The 16,413-nt window shown below is 54.4% G+C and carries 13 protein-coding genes and 1 tRNA gene; 2 read left to right on the top strand and 12 right to left on the bottom strand.

What is annotated here, in order from left to right:
- Positions 1-113 precede the first annotated feature (113 nt).
- From VLX68_06740 to VLX68_06695, 10 genes are all read right to left on the bottom strand, one after another.
- Positions 114-1,427: a pitrilysin family protein gene (locus VLX68_06740; GenBank protein HUI91928.1), complete on the bottom strand. Its 1,314-nt coding sequence runs from the start codon at positions 1,425-1,427 to the stop codon at positions 114-116.
- Between the two features lie 274 nt (positions 1,428-1,701).
- Positions 1,702-1,776, bottom strand: a tRNA-Pro gene (locus tag VLX68_06735).
- A 293-nt stretch (positions 1,777-2,069) separates the two neighbouring features.
- Positions 2,070-2,507 (bottom strand): hypothetical protein, encoded by a 438-nt coding sequence (locus VLX68_06730; GenBank protein ID HUI91927.1) that lies wholly within the window; start codon positions 2,505-2,507, stop codon positions 2,070-2,072.
- A gap of 11 nt (positions 2,508-2,518) precedes the next feature.
- Positions 2,519-4,492 (bottom strand): carbon starvation CstA family protein, encoded by a 1,974-nt coding sequence (locus VLX68_06725; protein HUI91926.1) that lies wholly within the window; start codon positions 4,490-4,492, stop codon positions 2,519-2,521.
- Positions 4,485-7,514, bottom strand: a complete 3,030-nt coding sequence (locus VLX68_06720; GenBank protein ID HUI91925.1) for a PAS domain S-box protein — start codon at positions 7,512-7,514, stop codon at positions 4,485-4,487. Before VLX68_06720 ends, VLX68_06725 begins: the two co-directional genes overlap by 8 nt.
- Before the next feature lie 63 nt (positions 7,515-7,577).
- Entirely contained in the window at positions 7,578-7,967 is a 390-nt protein-coding gene (locus VLX68_06715; GenBank protein ID HUI91924.1) for an STAS/SEC14 domain-containing protein, read from the bottom strand.
- A 1-nt stretch (position 7,968) separates the two neighbouring features.
- A complete protein-coding gene (locus VLX68_06710; GenBank protein HUI91923.1) occupies positions 7,969-8,340 on the bottom strand; it encodes an STAS/SEC14 domain-containing protein in 372 nt (123 codons plus the stop codon).
- Between the two features lie 12 nt (positions 8,341-8,352).
- A complete protein-coding gene (locus VLX68_06705) occupies positions 8,353-8,724 on the bottom strand; it encodes an STAS/SEC14 domain-containing protein (protein HUI91922.1) in 372 nt (123 codons plus the stop codon).
- 21 nt (positions 8,725-8,745) lie between these two features.
- Positions 8,746-9,552: an ATP-dependent sacrificial sulfur transferase LarE gene (larE, locus tag VLX68_06700; protein ID HUI91921.1), complete on the bottom strand. Its 807-nt coding sequence runs from the start codon at positions 9,550-9,552 to the stop codon at positions 8,746-8,748.
- Between the two features lie 70 nt (positions 9,553-9,622).
- Entirely contained in the window at positions 9,623-10,681 is a 1,059-nt protein-coding gene (locus tag VLX68_06695) for a hypothetical protein (GenBank protein HUI91920.1), read from the bottom strand.
- Here VLX68_06695 and folE point away from each other — a divergent pair.
- Both folE and VLX68_06685 read left to right on the top strand, forming a co-directional pair.
- Positions 10,663-11,346 carry a GTP cyclohydrolase I FolE gene (gene folE, locus VLX68_06690; GenBank protein ID HUI91919.1) on the top strand — a complete coding sequence of 228 codons (684 nt, stop codon included), beginning with the start codon at positions 10,663-10,665 and terminating at the stop codon, positions 11,344-11,346. The two genes, VLX68_06695 and folE, sit on opposite strands and share 19 nt — an antisense overlap.
- Before the next feature lie 177 nt (positions 11,347-11,523).
- Complete coding sequence (locus VLX68_06685; protein ID HUI91918.1) at positions 11,524-12,249, top strand: alpha/beta hydrolase family protein; 726 nt, start codon at positions 11,524-11,526, stop codon at positions 12,247-12,249.
- A 10-nt stretch (positions 12,250-12,259) separates the two neighbouring features.
- Here the strand turns inward: VLX68_06685 and ptsP are convergent, their stop codons facing one another.
- On the bottom strand, positions 12,260-14,008 hold the full coding sequence (ptsP, locus tag VLX68_06680) for a phosphoenolpyruvate--protein phosphotransferase (protein ID HUI91917.1): 1,749 nt from the start codon (positions 14,006-14,008) through the stop codon (positions 12,260-12,262).
- Positions 14,008-16,413, bottom strand: a complete 2,406-nt coding sequence (gene glgP, locus VLX68_06675; GenBank protein HUI91916.1) for a glycogen/starch/alpha-glucan family phosphorylase — start codon at positions 16,411-16,413, stop codon at positions 14,008-14,010. Before glgP ends, ptsP begins: the two co-directional genes overlap by 1 nt.

Genomic DNA, 16,413 nt, shown 5'->3' with positions numbered 1-16,413 from the left:
ATTCTGCCACAGGGGCACGGAGACACTGAGAAAACAATTAGAGTTGTATGCAAGTATTCTTTTTAATTATCATTTTCTTCTCTGTGTCTCCGTGGCTCTGTGGCTATTTTTTCCTATTGCGGAATAAGCTTCCTGAATATCCCCGCCGCATAGAGAAGCGGGTTGATTTTTTTCGGCTTAAGATACAGCGTGTGCCGGCCAGCCTCGACCCAGTAGCGCCGGGCGGCCTGCATGAGCGTTTCCACGCTCATGGCCTCGAGCGCTGAAAGCCGCTCCACCCACAACCGGTAATTTCCCTCAATGGCCTCGGAATATGCCAGTTTCTGACAAACATGGTCGCAGGAATACAGTTCATAGACCCGGTTCGTGAGCACCGAGTTTTTCACTTTTTCCATTTCATGTTCCGATATTCCCTGCGTTCGCACCGCGTCAATCTGCTTAAGGATCGCCTCTTCAACGCGGCGCTGCGAAACGTTGGGCGTGAACACGGCGAAAAACAGGGACATTCCCGAGCGCTTGAGGCTCTGGTTCATGCCGCCCGCCATCACGGCGAGCGAGCGTTTCCGCACGATCTCCCGGTGCATCCTGCTTGATTCGCCCTGCGAAAGGATGAGCTGCAGAATCTCGAGCGGCAGCGCGTCCCTGTCCGACGCGGGCGGCGCAGGATACCCTATCACGCACACGGGCACGTCAAAATCAACGGCGCGTTTCATCCACAGGTTCCGGTAGGCTGGCTGGCCGACGGCATTGCTCGCCCTGACGGCGGTCTGCTTCCCGTGCCGCTTGAAATTTGTTTCCACCTTGTCAAACACCACTTCGCTGCTGTCGAAATCCCCCACGACGACAAGAAGGGCGTTGTTCGGAGCGTACCATTCCCGGTAGTAGGACATGCAGTCCGCCACCGACACGGTGCGGATGTCCTCGATCCGGCCGAGCGCGCTGTATTCGTAGGGATGGCCCTTGAAAAATTCCTTCCGGAACTCGAGAAACGCCTTGGTGAGCGGATTGTTCATGTACGTCTGGAATTCCTCGACAATAACGTTGCGCTCGGTCTCGAGCACCTTTTCATTGATGATGAGATCGTTCATCCGGTCGGACTCGAGCGAAAGCACCATGTCGAGGCATTCCTTGGGAACGCTGTTGTGGTACGCGGTGACATCCTCGGCCGTGAAAGCGTTGTAGTGTCCACCCACGTCGTTGATGCGGCGCGCGTGCTCCTCGGGCCCCACGTTTTTCGAGCCTCGGAACATCATGTGCTCGAAAAAATGAGAGATCCCGCGTATGCCGTCGCGCTCGTTGGCGCTGCCCGTTCGGTACCACAGCTGGACCGACACGACCGGCGCGCCGGTTTTCTTGAGACAGATCACCTTGAGCCCGTTGTCGAGGGTCCTGTCGCAGATGTCCTTGAAGAAACGTTGTTTTTCCATTATCGCTACTTAAAAATGAATTTGCCACAAGAGACACAGAGTACACAAAGTAAAGAAACAGTTAAAAGTTGAAAGTTAAATGCGTTTTGGTTTGAATTATCACTTTCAACTTTCAACCTTCAACTCTATCCTATTTTTTTCTGCGCGCTCAGCGTCTCTGCGGTGAATTTCTTGTCAAGCATGAAACAACCGGGCGGCAGTACCCGGCACCGCACCTGCCGCATCATTGCGCCCATGCTCTTTAGCGGGGAAAGGACCGGGGGAAAAAAGAAAATCGGAGTGAGAGGATTTGAACCTCCGACGACTTGGTCCCGAACCAAGTGCCCTAACCAGGCTGGGCCACACTCCGGTTTTAAGTGATATAAAATATCTTAAGCCTGTGGCGGGGGGCAAGGAGTAATAAGGGTAAGAAAAAAAGTTGGGCGTTCCCCTCCCCTTTGCTAACGCAAAGGCTCGGGTCGGTCTCCCTACGGGCTCGGCCTTTCGGCCTCGTTGCCGGACCGCCCAAAGTCGCCTTCGGCGAAGGGTCGGCCGGCAATTCGCTCTTGCTCACCCTCCGGTCCACCTAACGCGGCGGCGGATTTCCGTTTAGTCAATGATCATTAGTGGCGCCGATCGGGCAGATTGGTTGGGAAAGAAATGTTACTTGATGAGGATTTGTTTGATTCCGCTGCCGTAGTTCAGGAAGTAGGTTCCTTTTGAGAGTCCAGTTATTTTGCATTTGATTAGATAACATGCCAAATGTTGCATCTCAGAACCTTTGATACAACCGCAGCGAATATTTAATGTATCGCCATTATTATCAAGCCTGCAATTATAATTACAGCCGCTACCCCCTTTTACAAATTGGATCCTTAAAGTTTTATTTATTATTGAGGAGGTATCTTTATGATGCTTTACCTTTGGACCGCCACAATCGATACCAACTACATGAAAATCAAATTTTAAGCTGTCATTGCTGGAAGTATTGACGGCTTGCTTCTGAATTTTGACTGTATCTTTAATTTGAGATGAGGCATTCCCGGCCAAACAAGACATCACAAAAAGCATCAGTGCGATTGTTATGGAATGACATTTCATCCAACATCCCATCAATCAAGCATATATTTAATTCCAGGATCACTTACCCCTTTTTCCCCGTCCGCATATTCGATCACCTCGCTCATCTTCATCTCCCTCGTCCCCCTCAAATACCCGTACCACTTGTAAAGCATATCCCCAAGAGAAATCACCGCAAGCGCCGCCATGACCGCCACCAGGGTCGCGTCGAGGCTGAAGTTGAACTTGTCGGCCGCGACGGTTGCGGCCGCAGCTTTCACGCGGAACATGGAGAAAAGCTGCCAGGCCGCGGTCAGCGTGGTCACGAACATGAACGCCATGGGAACGATGGTGATCCACGAATATTTGGCCTTGCCGTACTTGATGATCACCGTGGTCCCCACGCCGAGCGCGATGGCGGCCAGGAGCTGGTTCGAGACGCCGAACATGGGCCAGATGGTGGAGATGCTCCCGTTGTAAATGAGGTATCCCCACGCGCCCACCACGAGCAGGCTCGTGCCGATCATGCCCGGCGCCCAGCGCAGCTTCGCCATGGGTTTGTAAACGTACCCTCCCATTTCCTGGAGCAAAAAGCGCGCGACGCGCGTTCCCGCGTCGACCGTGGTGAGAATGAAAAGCGCCTCGAACATGAGGGCGAACGTGAACCAGTACGGCATCACGCCTTTCATGCCGGGAATGTGCGAGAGAATCGTGGTCATGCCCACGGCCAGCGACACGGCGCCGCCCGGCCTGCCCACCACATTGAGCCCTACCATGGCCGAGAGGTCGTTGATCTGCGAGACGGGAAACCCGAGCGCAGCTATCTTGTCAAACGCCAGTTTCGTGTTGATGGCGAAATAATCGCCGGGGATGAGGATGGTGGCCGCGATGAGCGCCATGATCGAGACAAATCCCTCGGTGACCATGGCGCCGTAGCCGATCATGCGGATGTCCTTTTCGGTCATGATCATCTTGGGCGTGGTGCCCGACGCGATGAGCGCGTGAAACCCCGAAATGGCGCCGCACGCGATGGTGATGAACATGAACGGAAACAGCTTTCCGGGGATGACGGGCCCGCCGCCCGCAATGAACCTGGTCACCGGCGGCATCTGGAGCACCGGCGCCATGAACACCACCCCGATCGCGAGCATGGAGATGGTACCGATTTTCATATAGGTTGACAAATAATCACGCGGGCACAAAAGCATCCACACGGGGAGCACCGACGCCACGAACCCGTACACGACCAGAGCGACCACCAGCTGTTTGTCGGTGAGCATGAAGAAATGCGCGATTGACGAATGCGGAATCCTGCCGCCGACGATGACGGCGAAGATAAGAAGGCTCACGCCGATGAGGCTCACCTCGCCCACCTTGCCGGGCCGCAGGTACCGCAGATAGAATCCCATGACCAGGGCTATCGGGATGGTAAGGCCGATCGTGAACGTCCCCCACGAATTCTGCTTGAGCGCATTGACAACGGCGAGCCCGAGCCCTGCGAGCGCCACGACGATGATGAACAGGATCGCCAGCGAGGCGGCAAAGCCGCCCACCGGTCCGATTTCGTTCTTCGCGATCTGCGCGAGCGATTGGCCGTTGCGCCGCACCGACGCCGTGAGAAGAACGAAGTCATGCACGCCACCCGCAAGGGCCGAGCCGATGAGTATCCATAGAAAGCCGGGAAGATACCCGAATTGCGCGGCCAGCATGGGGCCGATGAGCGGCCCGGCGCCGGCGATCGCCGCAAAATGGTGGCCGAACAGCACCCACCGGTTGGTGGGATCGTAATCGAGTCCGTCGTTGAGGCGGATGGCGGGTGTTTTTCTGCGTTCGTCAATCGACAGCACCTTTGCGGCGATAAAACTGGAATAAAACCGGTAGGTGACCGCGAAGAAACACGCCGCGGCGGTCACGATCCACAGGGCATTCACCTTTTCGGCCGGGTTCACCAGGCCGACCACCACGGCAAAAGAAACCGCGGCAATCAGCGAAACCACGGTCCAAAGAACGATTTTCACACTACGCATGACAGCGCTCCTGGTCACTTTTTTTTTCATCCTTGGTTGAAGAAGCGGCAATCGTCTTTTGTATTACGCTGAGGAACTCATCAATGTTGAACGGTTTGGCAATGACGCCGCAAAATCCATAGTCCCTGAAATTCGCCATGATCGGATCGTTTGAATACCCGCTGGAAACAATTACCTTGGCCTTGGGATCCAGCTCCAGGATTTTTTGCACCGTCTCTTTGCCGCCCATGCCGCCGGGAACGGTCAGGTCCATGACCACGACGTCAAACGGGTCGCCGGACCGCATTGCCTCACCGTATGCCGTTATGCTCTCCTCGCCGGAAGAAGTGCAAACAACTTTGTACCCGGAGTTTTTCAACAGCTGGGTGACGACGACCCGCACCGCGCTGTCGTCGTCCATGACGAGCACCCGCATGGTCCCGGGCGGTCCCGCTGCGTGCGCACCCGGACCCCAAGGAGCGGGCGCTGGCTGCGCGACGGGGAGAAAAAATGAAAAAACGGTCCCTTTTCCCACCTGTGAATCGACGGCGATGAACCCCTTGTGGCTTTTGATGATTGAATAGGCGATGGTGAGTCCCAAGCCGTTTCCGTTGGGCTTGGTGGTGAAATACGGATCGAATATCTTCTCCAGATCCTCCTTGGGGATCCCGACGCCCTGGTCCGCCACCGTGACCTTTACATATGCGCCTGAGGGCAGCGCGGGTTCCGGGGACTCCGCGCCCTGGCCCGCCGCGGGAAGCGTTATGTTTTCGGCCTTGACGGTGATGTGACCGCCGCTGGGCATCGCCTGGTCCGCGTTGATGATGAGGTTGTTCAGCACCTGGTCGATCTGCCCGCGGTCGGCCTCCACCAGGGAAAGATCGGGCGCGATCTCGAGCTTGTAACTGACGTTTGAGCCCGAAAGGCAGAACCCGACGCTGTCCTCGATGATGTCCTTGACGGAAACCGCTTCCTTGACAGGTGCGCCACCTTTTGAAAAGGTGAGCAATTGTTTCACGAGCTTGCTCGCCCTGAACGACGCTTTTTCCGCTTCGGCAATGAGCTGTTGCGTTTCTTTATCGGATTTAATCCTTACCTTGGCCATGAAAAGGTTGGTGATCACGCCGGTGAGAATGTTGTTGAAATCGTGGGCGATCCCGCCCGCAAGCACGCCCAAGGACTCGAGCTTTCTGGCCTTGAAAAGCTCCTCCTCGAGTTTTTGCCGCTCGGTGACGTCCCTGAACACCAGCACCATGCCTATGGTCGCACCCTTGTCGGTGGTGATGGGCGCGACCGAAAGATCGACCAGGCGCTCCGCACCTTTCGCGTTTCGCAGCATGACGCGCCGTTCGTGCCGCTGGATTCCATAGCGCTTTACCATCGTGCAGATGATATTCGGAAAAGGCTCCTTTGTCTTTTCGTCAATAAAGCACATCACCTCATCGATATGCCTGCCCGCCGGCCCGCCGGAAAGGTCGCCCGCGATTTCCATCGCGTTTTTATTGATGGTGAGAACGACGCCGTTGTTGTCGGTGGACACGACGCCGTCGCCGATGCTCGCCATGGTGACCGAAAGCAGTTCCTTTTCTTCGGCGAGCGCCTGTTCGGCCTTTTTGCGTTCGGTGGTGATAAACAGGGTCCCGATGACCGCGGGCCCGCCCTCATATTCGATCAATCCGACAAAATGGCTGACCCATCCATCGGTGCCGTCTTTTCTTAAAAATTTAAATTCATATTCCGGATTTAACTGTTCCCCGCGCATTCGGGCCGCATAGCGTTGCTTGATTTCTTCTCTGAAATCCGGGTGGACAATGTCCCAGAAATTCATTCCAAGCAATTCTTCTTTTGTATAACCGGTCGCAATCGTCAAACGTGTGTTGACATAGCATATCTTCATGTTTTTAACGATGAAAATTCCCGCGCCCGCGGTTTCGGCGAGCGTGCGGAACAACGCCTCGCTCTGTTTGAGTTTTTCCTCCGCCTGGCGCCGGACCGTGATGTCACGCACCTGCTCGATGACGCCTTTTACCTTGCCGCTTCCTTCATCGAACATGGGGAATGCGTAGAGGTCCTGCCAGCCGAGCACCTGGCCATTTTCCCCGTGAAGAGGAACTACCTCATAGGCCGCTTTTTTCGTGCGGATGGCAGCGATGCTGGGACACGCGTGGCAAGGCTCGGTACGTGAATGATATACCGCGTAGCACTTTTTTCCCACTATCGGCATAGCATGGGCATACCATTGCTCCATTTTGGCGTTGACGCGCAGGATGGTGAGATCGCTGTCGAGCACGCTGATGCCGTCCTGGAAACTGGAAAAAATATCAGCCAGGAATTTTTCCCGTTCAGCAAGGGCATCGGCGGCTTGCTTCTGCTGGGTGATGTCACGCGATATTCCCATCATAGAGGTGACGTCGCCTTTTGGGTCGGCTATCGGCACGAGCACCGTATCAATCCAAATTTCTCCCGAGGGAAAACGCATCTTCATCTGCCGCGACAAGGATACCTTGTCATTAACTGCCTTCAACAGCTCGTCCATGGAACGAAGTCTGATCCCGGGGACTGGGAGCAGGTCTTGCACATTTCTTCCTACGATCTCCTCTTTAGGCCTGCCAACCAGCCGGGTCACGGCATTATTCGCATAGGTAATGTTCATGCCTCTGTCAAAGATGTAGATGAAATCATCGGCCGATTCCGCGAGCAGCCGGTAATGTTCTTCGCTTTCACGGAGGCTGGCCTCTATCTTTTTCCGTTCTTCTATTTCGCAATTGAGCTGTTTGTTGGCAGCGGTAAGCTGGGAGGTCCGCTCAGAAACCTGCTGTTCGAGTTTCTGATGTATCTCCGCAAGCTCCTTCTGCGCATCGATGAGGTCGTCCATCATCATGTCGAGGCCGCAGAGCGTCGTGGTAAAATCGTCGTCCGGCGGAAGTTGAGAAAGGTCGATGCGTTTAGAAAAATCTCCGACCGCGACGCGCGCAAACGCCTCGAGTATGAGGTCGAGATTCTTCTTAACCGACTTTTTATATTCTTCGGACGATGAGGACATTGTTGTGGTTCCCCGATTGAAGAACACCGCTCCAATTGGCGGGAATTTTTCTATGGTGCCGTGCTATTCAAACAGCCAGCGTACCGCTTCCCGTTCATTGCTGAACATTTTCATCTTGTTAAGGCCGGTGGCCAAGGAAAGAAAAAAAAGTATCGCCTTTATACCGGGACTCTGTCCCACGACGGCAATTCTGTAAAGATTGCTTCGCTTCAGATCGTTCATGAATATTTTCCGCGCCTTCGACGGCGTCCTGATGAAATTTGCATGTTTGATGAGAATCCGCACCTTGCCCGGATCTTTCGAGGCGTCGACAAGCGCCGAACTCGCCGCCGATAGGGCACGGGCGTCTTCCTCGGTCAGTTCACCTTCGATTTCCTGCCGAATGATCTGGAGCTTTTCGTCGAACTGCACGGTGTAACGGGCTTTCCCCGGTGCATCTTTTTCCTTCGGCATCTCACTCATGGAGCCACTGCAATGCTTCCTGTTCGGCGGTAAACAATCTCACCTTTTTCGAGTTGCTGATGATGAGTACAAACGTAATGAACGCTTTTACAAGTGCGCTGGTCCCGATGACTGCGACCTTTTGCAATGCCGGTCTTTTTACGTTTTCATAAAAAATTCTTCTGGCCTTCGGCGTTGTTTTTCCCAGGGTCGTAGTGAAAATAAGCAACTTGACCTGATCGGGATTTTTGAGCAACGGGATCGCCTCCCCGGTTTTGGTCTGTATATCCATGGCCTCGGCTTCGTCAACCGCGCCCTCGATATATTGCCGGATGACTTGCTCTTTTTCATCGAGAAGCACCCTGTAATTGTTAGTACCGGACAAGAAGCCCCCCCGTCACTCATTCAGCCATTGTATTGCATCCCTCTCGTTTGAAAAAAGCTTCAGCTTGTTTATTCCCATGGCAACAAGAATAAAGGCACCCAATGCCCTCATATAAGGGTTGCTGCCGACAATTGCCATTCTGTAAAAGCGCGGACGTTTTATGTTTTCCACGAGTATCTTACGGCCACTGGACGTCCCCTTGCCGCCTATATTCAAGAAAACAAGGATCCTCACCTTGTCCGGATTTTTAAGCCTGGGCTCTATTTTAGCTACCGCATCGGTAAGCATCCGCGCAAGGTTTTCGTCAAGCTCGCCAAAAACATGATTCCGGATTATTTGGAGCTTTTCGTCCAATTCCATGGTGAATTTCTGTTGGCCTGCCATACGGGTTCCTTAAAGGCCGCTTTACTTCCGCTCAGACTGTTTCAGCGCCTCGTTCATCGCGCCTGTCCTGTATCCTTTTGTGTCAATCGCCACATAGGTAAAACCGTTCTGCTTCAGTTTTTCCTCAATCTGCGCACGCATGGACCAGCCACGGTCCATTTCGTTTTGGATGAATTCGATGCGGGCAAGGTCGCCATGGCTGCGGACCCTGAATTGCGTGAACCCCATTTCCCGCAAAATACACTCGGACTCCCCGACTCTGGAAAGTTTCTGTTCCGTTATTTTTTCGCCGTAGGGAAATCGCGAGGCGAAACAGGCAAACGATGGCTTGGCGGCGGTGGGGAGGCCTGCGCTTTTCGAATATGAACGGATTACATCCTTGGTGAGGCCGGCCTCGACCATGGGCGAAATGATGCCGAGCTCACTGAGTGCTTTTCTGCCGGGCCGGTAGTCCTTCAAATCATCGCTGTTGCTGCCATCGAACACGGCGTCATAGCCCTCCTTTGCCGCGATCGCTTTAATTTTGGAAAACAGCTCGCTTTTGCAATAATAGCACCGGTTCGGCGGATTGTCCGAAAATCCCGGAATGTCTATTTCCTCCGATACGATGACGCGGTGATTCAAACCCAGCAGTTTTGCCGTTTTTTTTGTACCCTCGAGTTCGGATTCGGGATAGGTCTTTGAATGTGCGGTAACGAGCATTACCTTGTCGCCGAGCACTGTTTTGCACGCCCATGCGAGAAACGTGCTGTCGGCGCCGCCCGAAAATGCGACCACGGCCGATTTATATTTGCCGATGATCCGTTTAAGATGTTCGAGTTTATCCATAATTGCCTTTTACGCGCGACGGAGAGCGCATTAAAATAAGTCCAATGACGCCCGTTACCATTGAACCCCGTCAATAGGCAAATGAAAACGTCACCTTTACCGGCTTATTCTGGCTTTTGCATACCGGAAACACCCAGGTGAGCAACTCCTTTTTAAGCGCGGCGTTGAGCTTCATGTTCAAGGGCTTAGACTTGGTGATGTTGGGTTCAATCACCTTGCCCTCCGGCGTCACGGCAAGGGATAGGTCAACGGTGCCTTTGCTGAAAAAGGTCACCTGCCGCGCCAGGTTCTGCGCAAACAACACCTTGTAGTATTTGTCAATGATCGCAAGAATATCCTGCGGCGAGCGTTCCGCCGCCGATACTTTCGCGAGATCCGACGCAAGCGCGCGCTTTATTATCGTTTCGGGTGACAGGTCACCGCGGCATTCTCTCAGCGAAATTTTATTCACCATTTCGGTGCTGCCCTTGGGAAAAAAGGAGAAGAGCGCGGGCCCGGCCGTATCATACGGTGAATATTTTTTATTGTCAATCTCGAAACGCCTGCCGTTCGCCGCCAGGTACCAGATCGTGTCCACCACCACCCCCTCGCCCGGCTTGGGCATTCCGCCCTGCAGTTGCGGAACGATTGAATGCGAAAGATCAGGCCGGGAATATTGGGTGTAACAACTGTCGCCGCCGAACGCGACCGCCTGTCCAATATAATGCACTTGGCACGATATGCTGTCCGGGGATGTTGCGGAATGGCAATACGGGCTCATGAACCCGGTGGAAGCCACGAGGTACGAAGCGCTGTCGCCCGACGGCAGCAGGAGCACGGTGTATTTCACGCGCCAGTAGATGCCGTTCGGCTTGACCTCGAATTTGTCGGTCACCCGCAAAAACGGCACGGCCGAATCAACGGCCGCAACGCTCTGCCAGAACCCGGCTATTTTTTTCTTCACCGAATCTTTTTCCGCCTCGCCAAACGGCACGCCGTCCGGCACTTCCTGGCCGAAAAGCGCCCGCATCGGCCGCGACGACATTTGCGAGATTTTGAGAAGGTTGTTGCCGATGATTAGGACAATAATAAGGATGGCCAGAAGCAAGAGCGCTTTCCGGTACGATTTATATGAATCACCAGAGGCCATTCTTTCTCCGGGCCCGTTCGGCCGAATTGAGGATTAATCGAGGGTGTCTTCAAAATATATATTATGAAATAACAATATTTGATATTCACCGCCATACTTTTCGAGGGAAATCAATGGAAGATGCCATTAAAAAAATCATCGTCGCCATCGGAGAAGATCCGAGGCGCGAAGGGCTCCGCAACACGCCCCGTCGTGTAAGATTATCTCTGGAATACCTGATGCAGGGATACCGGGAAAACCCCTGCGACATCCTCAAAAAAGCGATATTCACGGAATCATGCGACCACATGATCATCGTGCGCGACATTGAAGTGTACAGTATGTGCGAACACCACATGCTCCCCTTTTTCGGAAAATGTCACATCGGCTACATCGCAAGGAACAAGGTGTACGGCGTGAGCAAGCTCGCGCGGTTGGTCGACTGTTATGCTCGAAGGCTGCAAGTGCAGGAGCGGCTCACCCAGCAGATCGCGTCGTGCCTCATGAAGCCCATCAAAGCCGAAGGCGTGGGCGTGGTGATAGAAGCACAGCACCTTTGCATGATGATGCGGGGGGTCACCAAGCAGAATTCAAAGATGATCACCTCGGCCATGCTCGGCAGCTTCAGGAGCCAGAACGCGACGAGAAATGAGTTTTTGAAGCTGATCGGAATGGAAAGAAGTTGACCGTTGACGGTCAACAGATGACATTTGATGCTTTTTTTGCTGGCCGTTGAATTCTAGCCGCTGGCCGCAGTTTTCTCAGGAGGCATTTTGTTCCGCTTCGTCGTCCCAATAATTTTTTTCTGCTTTCTTCTCTCTTTTTCTGCGGACAAAGCCGTCGTTTCCATTCCCAGCGCAAGCATGAATAAAAGCTTCAAGGCAGTCATCGTAACTCCCGGAGAATACAGGGCCGGCGTCAATAAGTTTTCGGTGATCTACCTTCTTCATGGATACAGCAACGATTATTCATCGTGGTCAAAAATCTCCCCGCTTGAGGAATATGCGGATAGTTTTCATTTGATTTTTGTCTGTCCAGACGGCAATTACAATTCCTGGTATATTGACAGCCGGGTAAAAACAGGGTCGAAATTCGACACTTACATATCAAAAGAGGTCATTGCGTTTATTGACAGCGCTTATCGCACTTGGTCACTTGAAAAAGGACGGGTCATTATCGGCTCGAGCATGGGCGGCCACGGCGCGACAACACTGCTTGCAAAACACCCTGATCTCTATTGCGGCGCGGGAAGCATCAGCGGAATCATGGACCTCTCGGAATTTCCAGGCGAGTGGGATTTGGCTGAAGTTTTGGGCGGTTATGCCGCTAACGCCTCTTCATGGACGAGCAATTCCTTCTTTTCGCTCTGCGAAAAATTGGCGGGCAAAAACAAAACGCTCATCCTTGACTGCGGGACATCCGATTTTGCGCTGCCGTGCAATCGCAAGACGCATCAAAAGATGCTCGCGCTCAACATCGCCCACGAATATTTTGAACGGCCCGGAGGCCATACGCCGTTTTATGCGCGAAAGGCACTCGGCATCCATGTCAAATATTTCAGCGGGATATTGTTGAAGCCGGGGAAATAATAATTCTTGGTTACACTTCCGCGGTCACGGGCAGTCGCTCCATCACATCGCCCAGCAGCCGCTTGTTCAGATTCTTGAGCCACTTCGCGACATCTTCCGTTGAATCAAACGAATCGACGTGGGACACGCTTTCCGCCGCCTCGGCAAAACTGATGCGGGAAATAAGTTCTTTCAAAATGGGAATCGTCCTTGGAATCACGCTGAATCTTTTTAATCCGAGTCCGACCAGCAGGGTCGTGTGAAACGCGTTTCCCGCCATCTCGCCGCAAATCGAAAGCGGTTTGCCGTTGTCTTTTGACACGTTGATGGCGTTTTTAATGATGCGCAGAAACGCAGGCTCGATGGGATTATACAGATAGTTCACTTTGGAATTGTTACGGTCGGCGGCGCTCAGATACTGGATGAGGTCGTTGGTGCCAATCGATGCAAAATCAATCTCTTTCATGAACATATTCATCTCGAGTATTGCCAATGGGACCTCGAACAGAACTCCGCATTGCGGCATCTTCACGTTGAGTTTTTCCGCCATCTGGACGATGATGCTTTTTGCTTCAAGCCATTCCTGCAGCGTGGTGACCATGGGGATCATGATGGAATAATTCCGCTTCTTTCCCGCCTTCATGATCGCGGCCAATTGCGATTCGAAAAGCTCCCTGCGTTCGAGCAGGATACGGATGGCACGCCACCCCATGAACGGATTGAACTCCGGCGGCATGTCGAAAAATTCCGGCACCTTGTCCCCGCCGATGTCCATCACCCGCACGACGCAGTGTTTGCTTCCCGCCTTCGAGAAAATTTTTTCATAATATTCAAGCTGCGACTGCTCGTCCGGAAAGCTTTTCCGGTTCGAGAGCAGGTATTCGGTGCGTACCAGCCCGATGCCGTCGGCGCCGTAGCGGGCCGCCTCGTCCGCGTCTTCGGGAAGGGAGACGTTGGCCAGCACCTCGATGTGTATGCCGTCCCTCGTGTACACCGGCCGCTGCCACTTTGCTTGCAGTTTGTCAAGCTCCTCCTGGTGCTCCCGCTGCTTGGGCGCCCTGCTCACCACGGTCGGGCTCGGCCGGACGTAAACGACGCCCTTGTCCGCGTCAACATAGAGCTGGTCACCGGGATAGACGCAATTCTGCAGGTCCCTGATGCCCGAAACGACCGGGATCGAATAGGCGCGCGCGATGATCGCCGCGTGCGAGGTTTTACCGCCGCTGGCGCTTATCACCGCCCGGATCTTGCTCTTGTCATATGACAGGATGTCCGACGGGGTGAAGGTCCGCAACACCACGAGCACCACGGGCTCCATGAACCCCTTTGTCCTGCCATCGTCCTCGTAGAGGTATGAAATGAGCTTTTCGCACACCTCGACAATGTCCCCGCTCCGTTCCTTCAGATACGGGGTATCCGCCGCGTTGAACCGTTTGACAAGGTCGTTCAGCACCACCTGTATCGAAGTCTCGAGATCATACAGCTTGGTGGAAATGGTTTCGACCACCTGGCCTATGAAAGAGGGATCGTCAATGATCTGGCCGTAAATGGGCAGAATTGATGGCGGGACTGACGAATCAGCCCTTGATGCGAGCTTGGTGTAATCTTTTTTTGCCTTTTCGCGGACCTCGTTGAACCGCATGATCTGGTCGCCGATTTCCTGGCGGGAGATGGAAACCTTTGACGGCTGCTCAACGCCCCGTCCAACAAAATAGGCGATGCCCAACCCTTTTCCCGGAACGATGGTGATGCCGGTGAGCTTTTCTTCTTTTTTGACCATTACGGATTTACTCTCCAGATATCGCGCGCATATTCCTTGGTTGTCCTGTCGATTGAAAAATAACCACAGCGCGCGATATTGACAAGCCCTCTCTTGGTCCATTCTTTTTTATTGGTGTAGAGGGTGTCGGCATCGTTCTGCCTCCTGACATAATCGTCGAAGTCCAGAAGCACGAAATACCGGTCGGAGTCCATGAGGGTGGACAGCAGGGGCCGGATGGAGAGCGTGTTCTGGGGCAGGTGCTCCAACAGTGACTGCAGCAGCCTGAAAACGCCGGAAAGGACGGGGCTGGCGGACAGAATGTCGTACGGCTGGTAACGGTTGACAGAAGGGAGTTCCTGGGCGCTCCTGCCGAACACGAAGACATTCTCGGCGCCCGTTCGTTCGATGATCTCGATATTGGAGCCGCTCTTGCTGGCCATGAGCAGCCCGCCGTTGATCGCGAACTTCGTATTGCCGGTGCCGCTCGCCTCCTGCCCCGGCGTGGCGATCTGCTCGGACAGGTCCGCGGCAGGGACTATTCTTTCGGCGAGTGAAACGCCGTAATCGGGCAGGAACACGACCTTGATCGCGTTGCCGATCTGCGCGTCGCCGTTGATGACATCGGCCGCGATGGTGATGAGGCGTATCACCTGCTTCGCGAGCTGGTCGGCCGGCGCCGCCTTGCCGGAAAAAACGTGGACCCTGCGCACCGGCAGGGCCTCCCCGCCCTTGATCCTGAGGTACCGCGACAGGATGTTGAGCACGTGCAGCACTTGGCGTTTGTAAAGATGGATTTTCTTGCATTGGACATCGAACATCGCCTCGGGATCGACTTCGACGCCCGTTTCCGCCAGAATGTACGCGGCAAGGATCTTTTTCGCCTTGAGCCTGATGGTCGCCGCCGCTTCCAGCAACGGCGCATCGCCGGCATGCGGTTCGAGGTTCGAGAGCTCTTCCGGATTCTTTATCCATCCGTCGCCGATGGTTTTTGAAATAAGATCGCCGAGGGGCCGGTTGGAACACAGGAGCCAGCGGCGGTGCGAAACACCGTTGGTTTTCGCGAGGAACTTGTCCGGCGCAATGGCCATGAATTCCGGAAACACGGCCGTTTTGAGAATTCCCGTCTGCGCGACCGACACGCCGTTGACAACATACGACGTCAGGGCGGCAAGGTGCCCCAGCTTCACCCGTTTCACCTCGCCTTCCGCGATGAGCGACAGGTCGCGGATCAAATCGTTATTAAAGGGGATCTTTTCCCGAACCTTGTCAAGGTGCAGCTGGTTTATCTCGTAAATGATCTGCATGTGCCGCGGGAACACCTGGTTCATGAGGTACACCGGCCATGCCTCAAGGTGGTCACGCGACACCGCGTTGCTGGTATAGGCGAACACCTTGGTCGTAATGTCCCAGGCCCGCCGGAACGGGATATTTTCGAGATCCACGAGGCATCGCATCAGTTCCGGCACGGCAAGCGCGCAGTTACTCCCATTCAGTTGGATTGCGACCTTTTCGCCGAGCTGGGCAAGGCTCTCGTTGGTCTGTTTGAACCGCCGCAGGATGTCGTGCAGAGACGCGCTCACCAGGAAGAACTGCTGCTTGAGACGGAGCTCGGTGGCACGCAGCACGTCCTCATCGGGAAACAGCACCTTGGTGATGGTGCCGGTGCGCGATTTGTCCTCGCAGGCGCGCAGGTAGTCCTGATGGTTGGCGTAATCAGGAAGAAATTCCTCGGCCGCCTCGGCCGACCACAGCCGCAGCGTGTTGACCGTGCAGTTCTTGAAGCCGGCAACGGGAAAATCGAACGGCACGGCCACCACCCGCTCCGCGTCCTTCCATTCCCCGGCCAGGGGATTATCGGGACGACGGGCGTTTTCGGCGCGGCCGTAGTAGTTGACAACGCAGGAATACTGAGGCCGCACTATCTCCCACGGGTGCCCTTTGTGGAGCCAGTCGTAGGGCCGTTCCACCTGCGCGCCGTTTTCGATGCACTGGCGGAACTGGCCGTAATCGTACCGCAGGCCGTACGCCATTGCCGGAAGTCCCGCGGCAGCCATGGCGTCCTGCAGGCAGGCCGCGAGCCGCGCCTTGCCGCCGTTTCCGAGGTCGAACGAATCCTCCTCCTCGTACAGCTCATCGGTGCTGAATCCGAACTCCTTTGCCATGGCGGCGACGTCTTCCTCTATGTCAAGACTCAGCACGTTCTGCCTGAGGCTCCGGCCGAAGATGTATTCCATGGAAAAAAAGTAAATGCGCCGGAGTTCACTGCCGTGGTAACGGCGCTGGGTCTCGATCCACCGGTCCACCAACTCGCTCCGCACCGCATAGGACAATGCCAAAAATTTGTCGTAGGGCGTGGCTGTGGTATCGTCCTTTGCCAGGAAATACCTGAGGTAGCGGTGGTATGAAAGTTTCAGCGATTCCAT

This window comes from Chitinivibrionales bacterium (genome assembly GCA_035516255.1).
GTDB lineage: Bacteria > Fibrobacterota > Chitinivibrionia > Chitinivibrionales > FEN-1185 > FEN-1185.
Note: the sequence above shows the minus strand (reverse complement) of the source record. Positions and strands in the feature narration are given on the sequence as shown.

Coding starts and splice junctions, on each gene's coding strand:
- VLX68_06685 (HUI91918.1), top strand. CDS start 11,524: ATGAATAAAAGCTTCAAGGCAGTCATCGTAACTCCCGGAGAATACAGG.
- ptsP (HUI91917.1), bottom strand. CDS start 14,008: ATGGTCAAAAAAGAAGAAAAGCTCACCGGCATCACCATCGTTCCGGGA.
- VLX68_06740 (HUI91928.1), bottom strand. CDS start 1,427: ATGGAAAAACAACGTTTCTTCAAGGACATCTGCGACAGGACCCTCGAC.
- VLX68_06720 (HUI91925.1), bottom strand. CDS start 7,514: ATGTCCTCATCGTCCGAAGAATATAAAAAGTCGGTTAAGAAGAATCTC.
- VLX68_06705 (HUI91922.1), bottom strand. CDS start 8,724: ATGGCAGGCCAACAGAAATTCACCATGGAATTGGACGAAAAGCTCCAA.
- VLX68_06725 (HUI91926.1), bottom strand. CDS start 4,492: ATGCGTAGTGTGAAAATCGTTCTTTGGACCGTGGTTTCGCTGATTGCC.
- VLX68_06715 (HUI91924.1), bottom strand. CDS start 7,967: ATGCCGAAGGAAAAAGATGCACCGGGGAAAGCCCGTTACACCGTGCAG.
- glgP (HUI91916.1), bottom strand. CDS start 16,413: ATGGAATCGCTGAAACTTTCATACCACCGCTACCTCAGGTATTTCCTG.
- VLX68_06730 (HUI91927.1), bottom strand. CDS start 2,507: ATGAAATGTCATTCCATAACAATCGCACTGATGCTTTTTGTGATGTCT.
- VLX68_06695 (HUI91920.1), bottom strand. CDS start 10,681: ATGGCCTCTGGTGATTCATATAAATCGTACCGGAAAGCGCTCTTGCTT.
- larE (HUI91921.1), bottom strand. CDS start 9,552: ATGGATAAACTCGAACATCTTAAACGGATCATCGGCAAATATAAATCG.
- folE (HUI91919.1), top strand. CDS start 10,663: ATGAATCACCAGAGGCCATTCTTTCTCCGGGCCCGTTCGGCCGAATTG.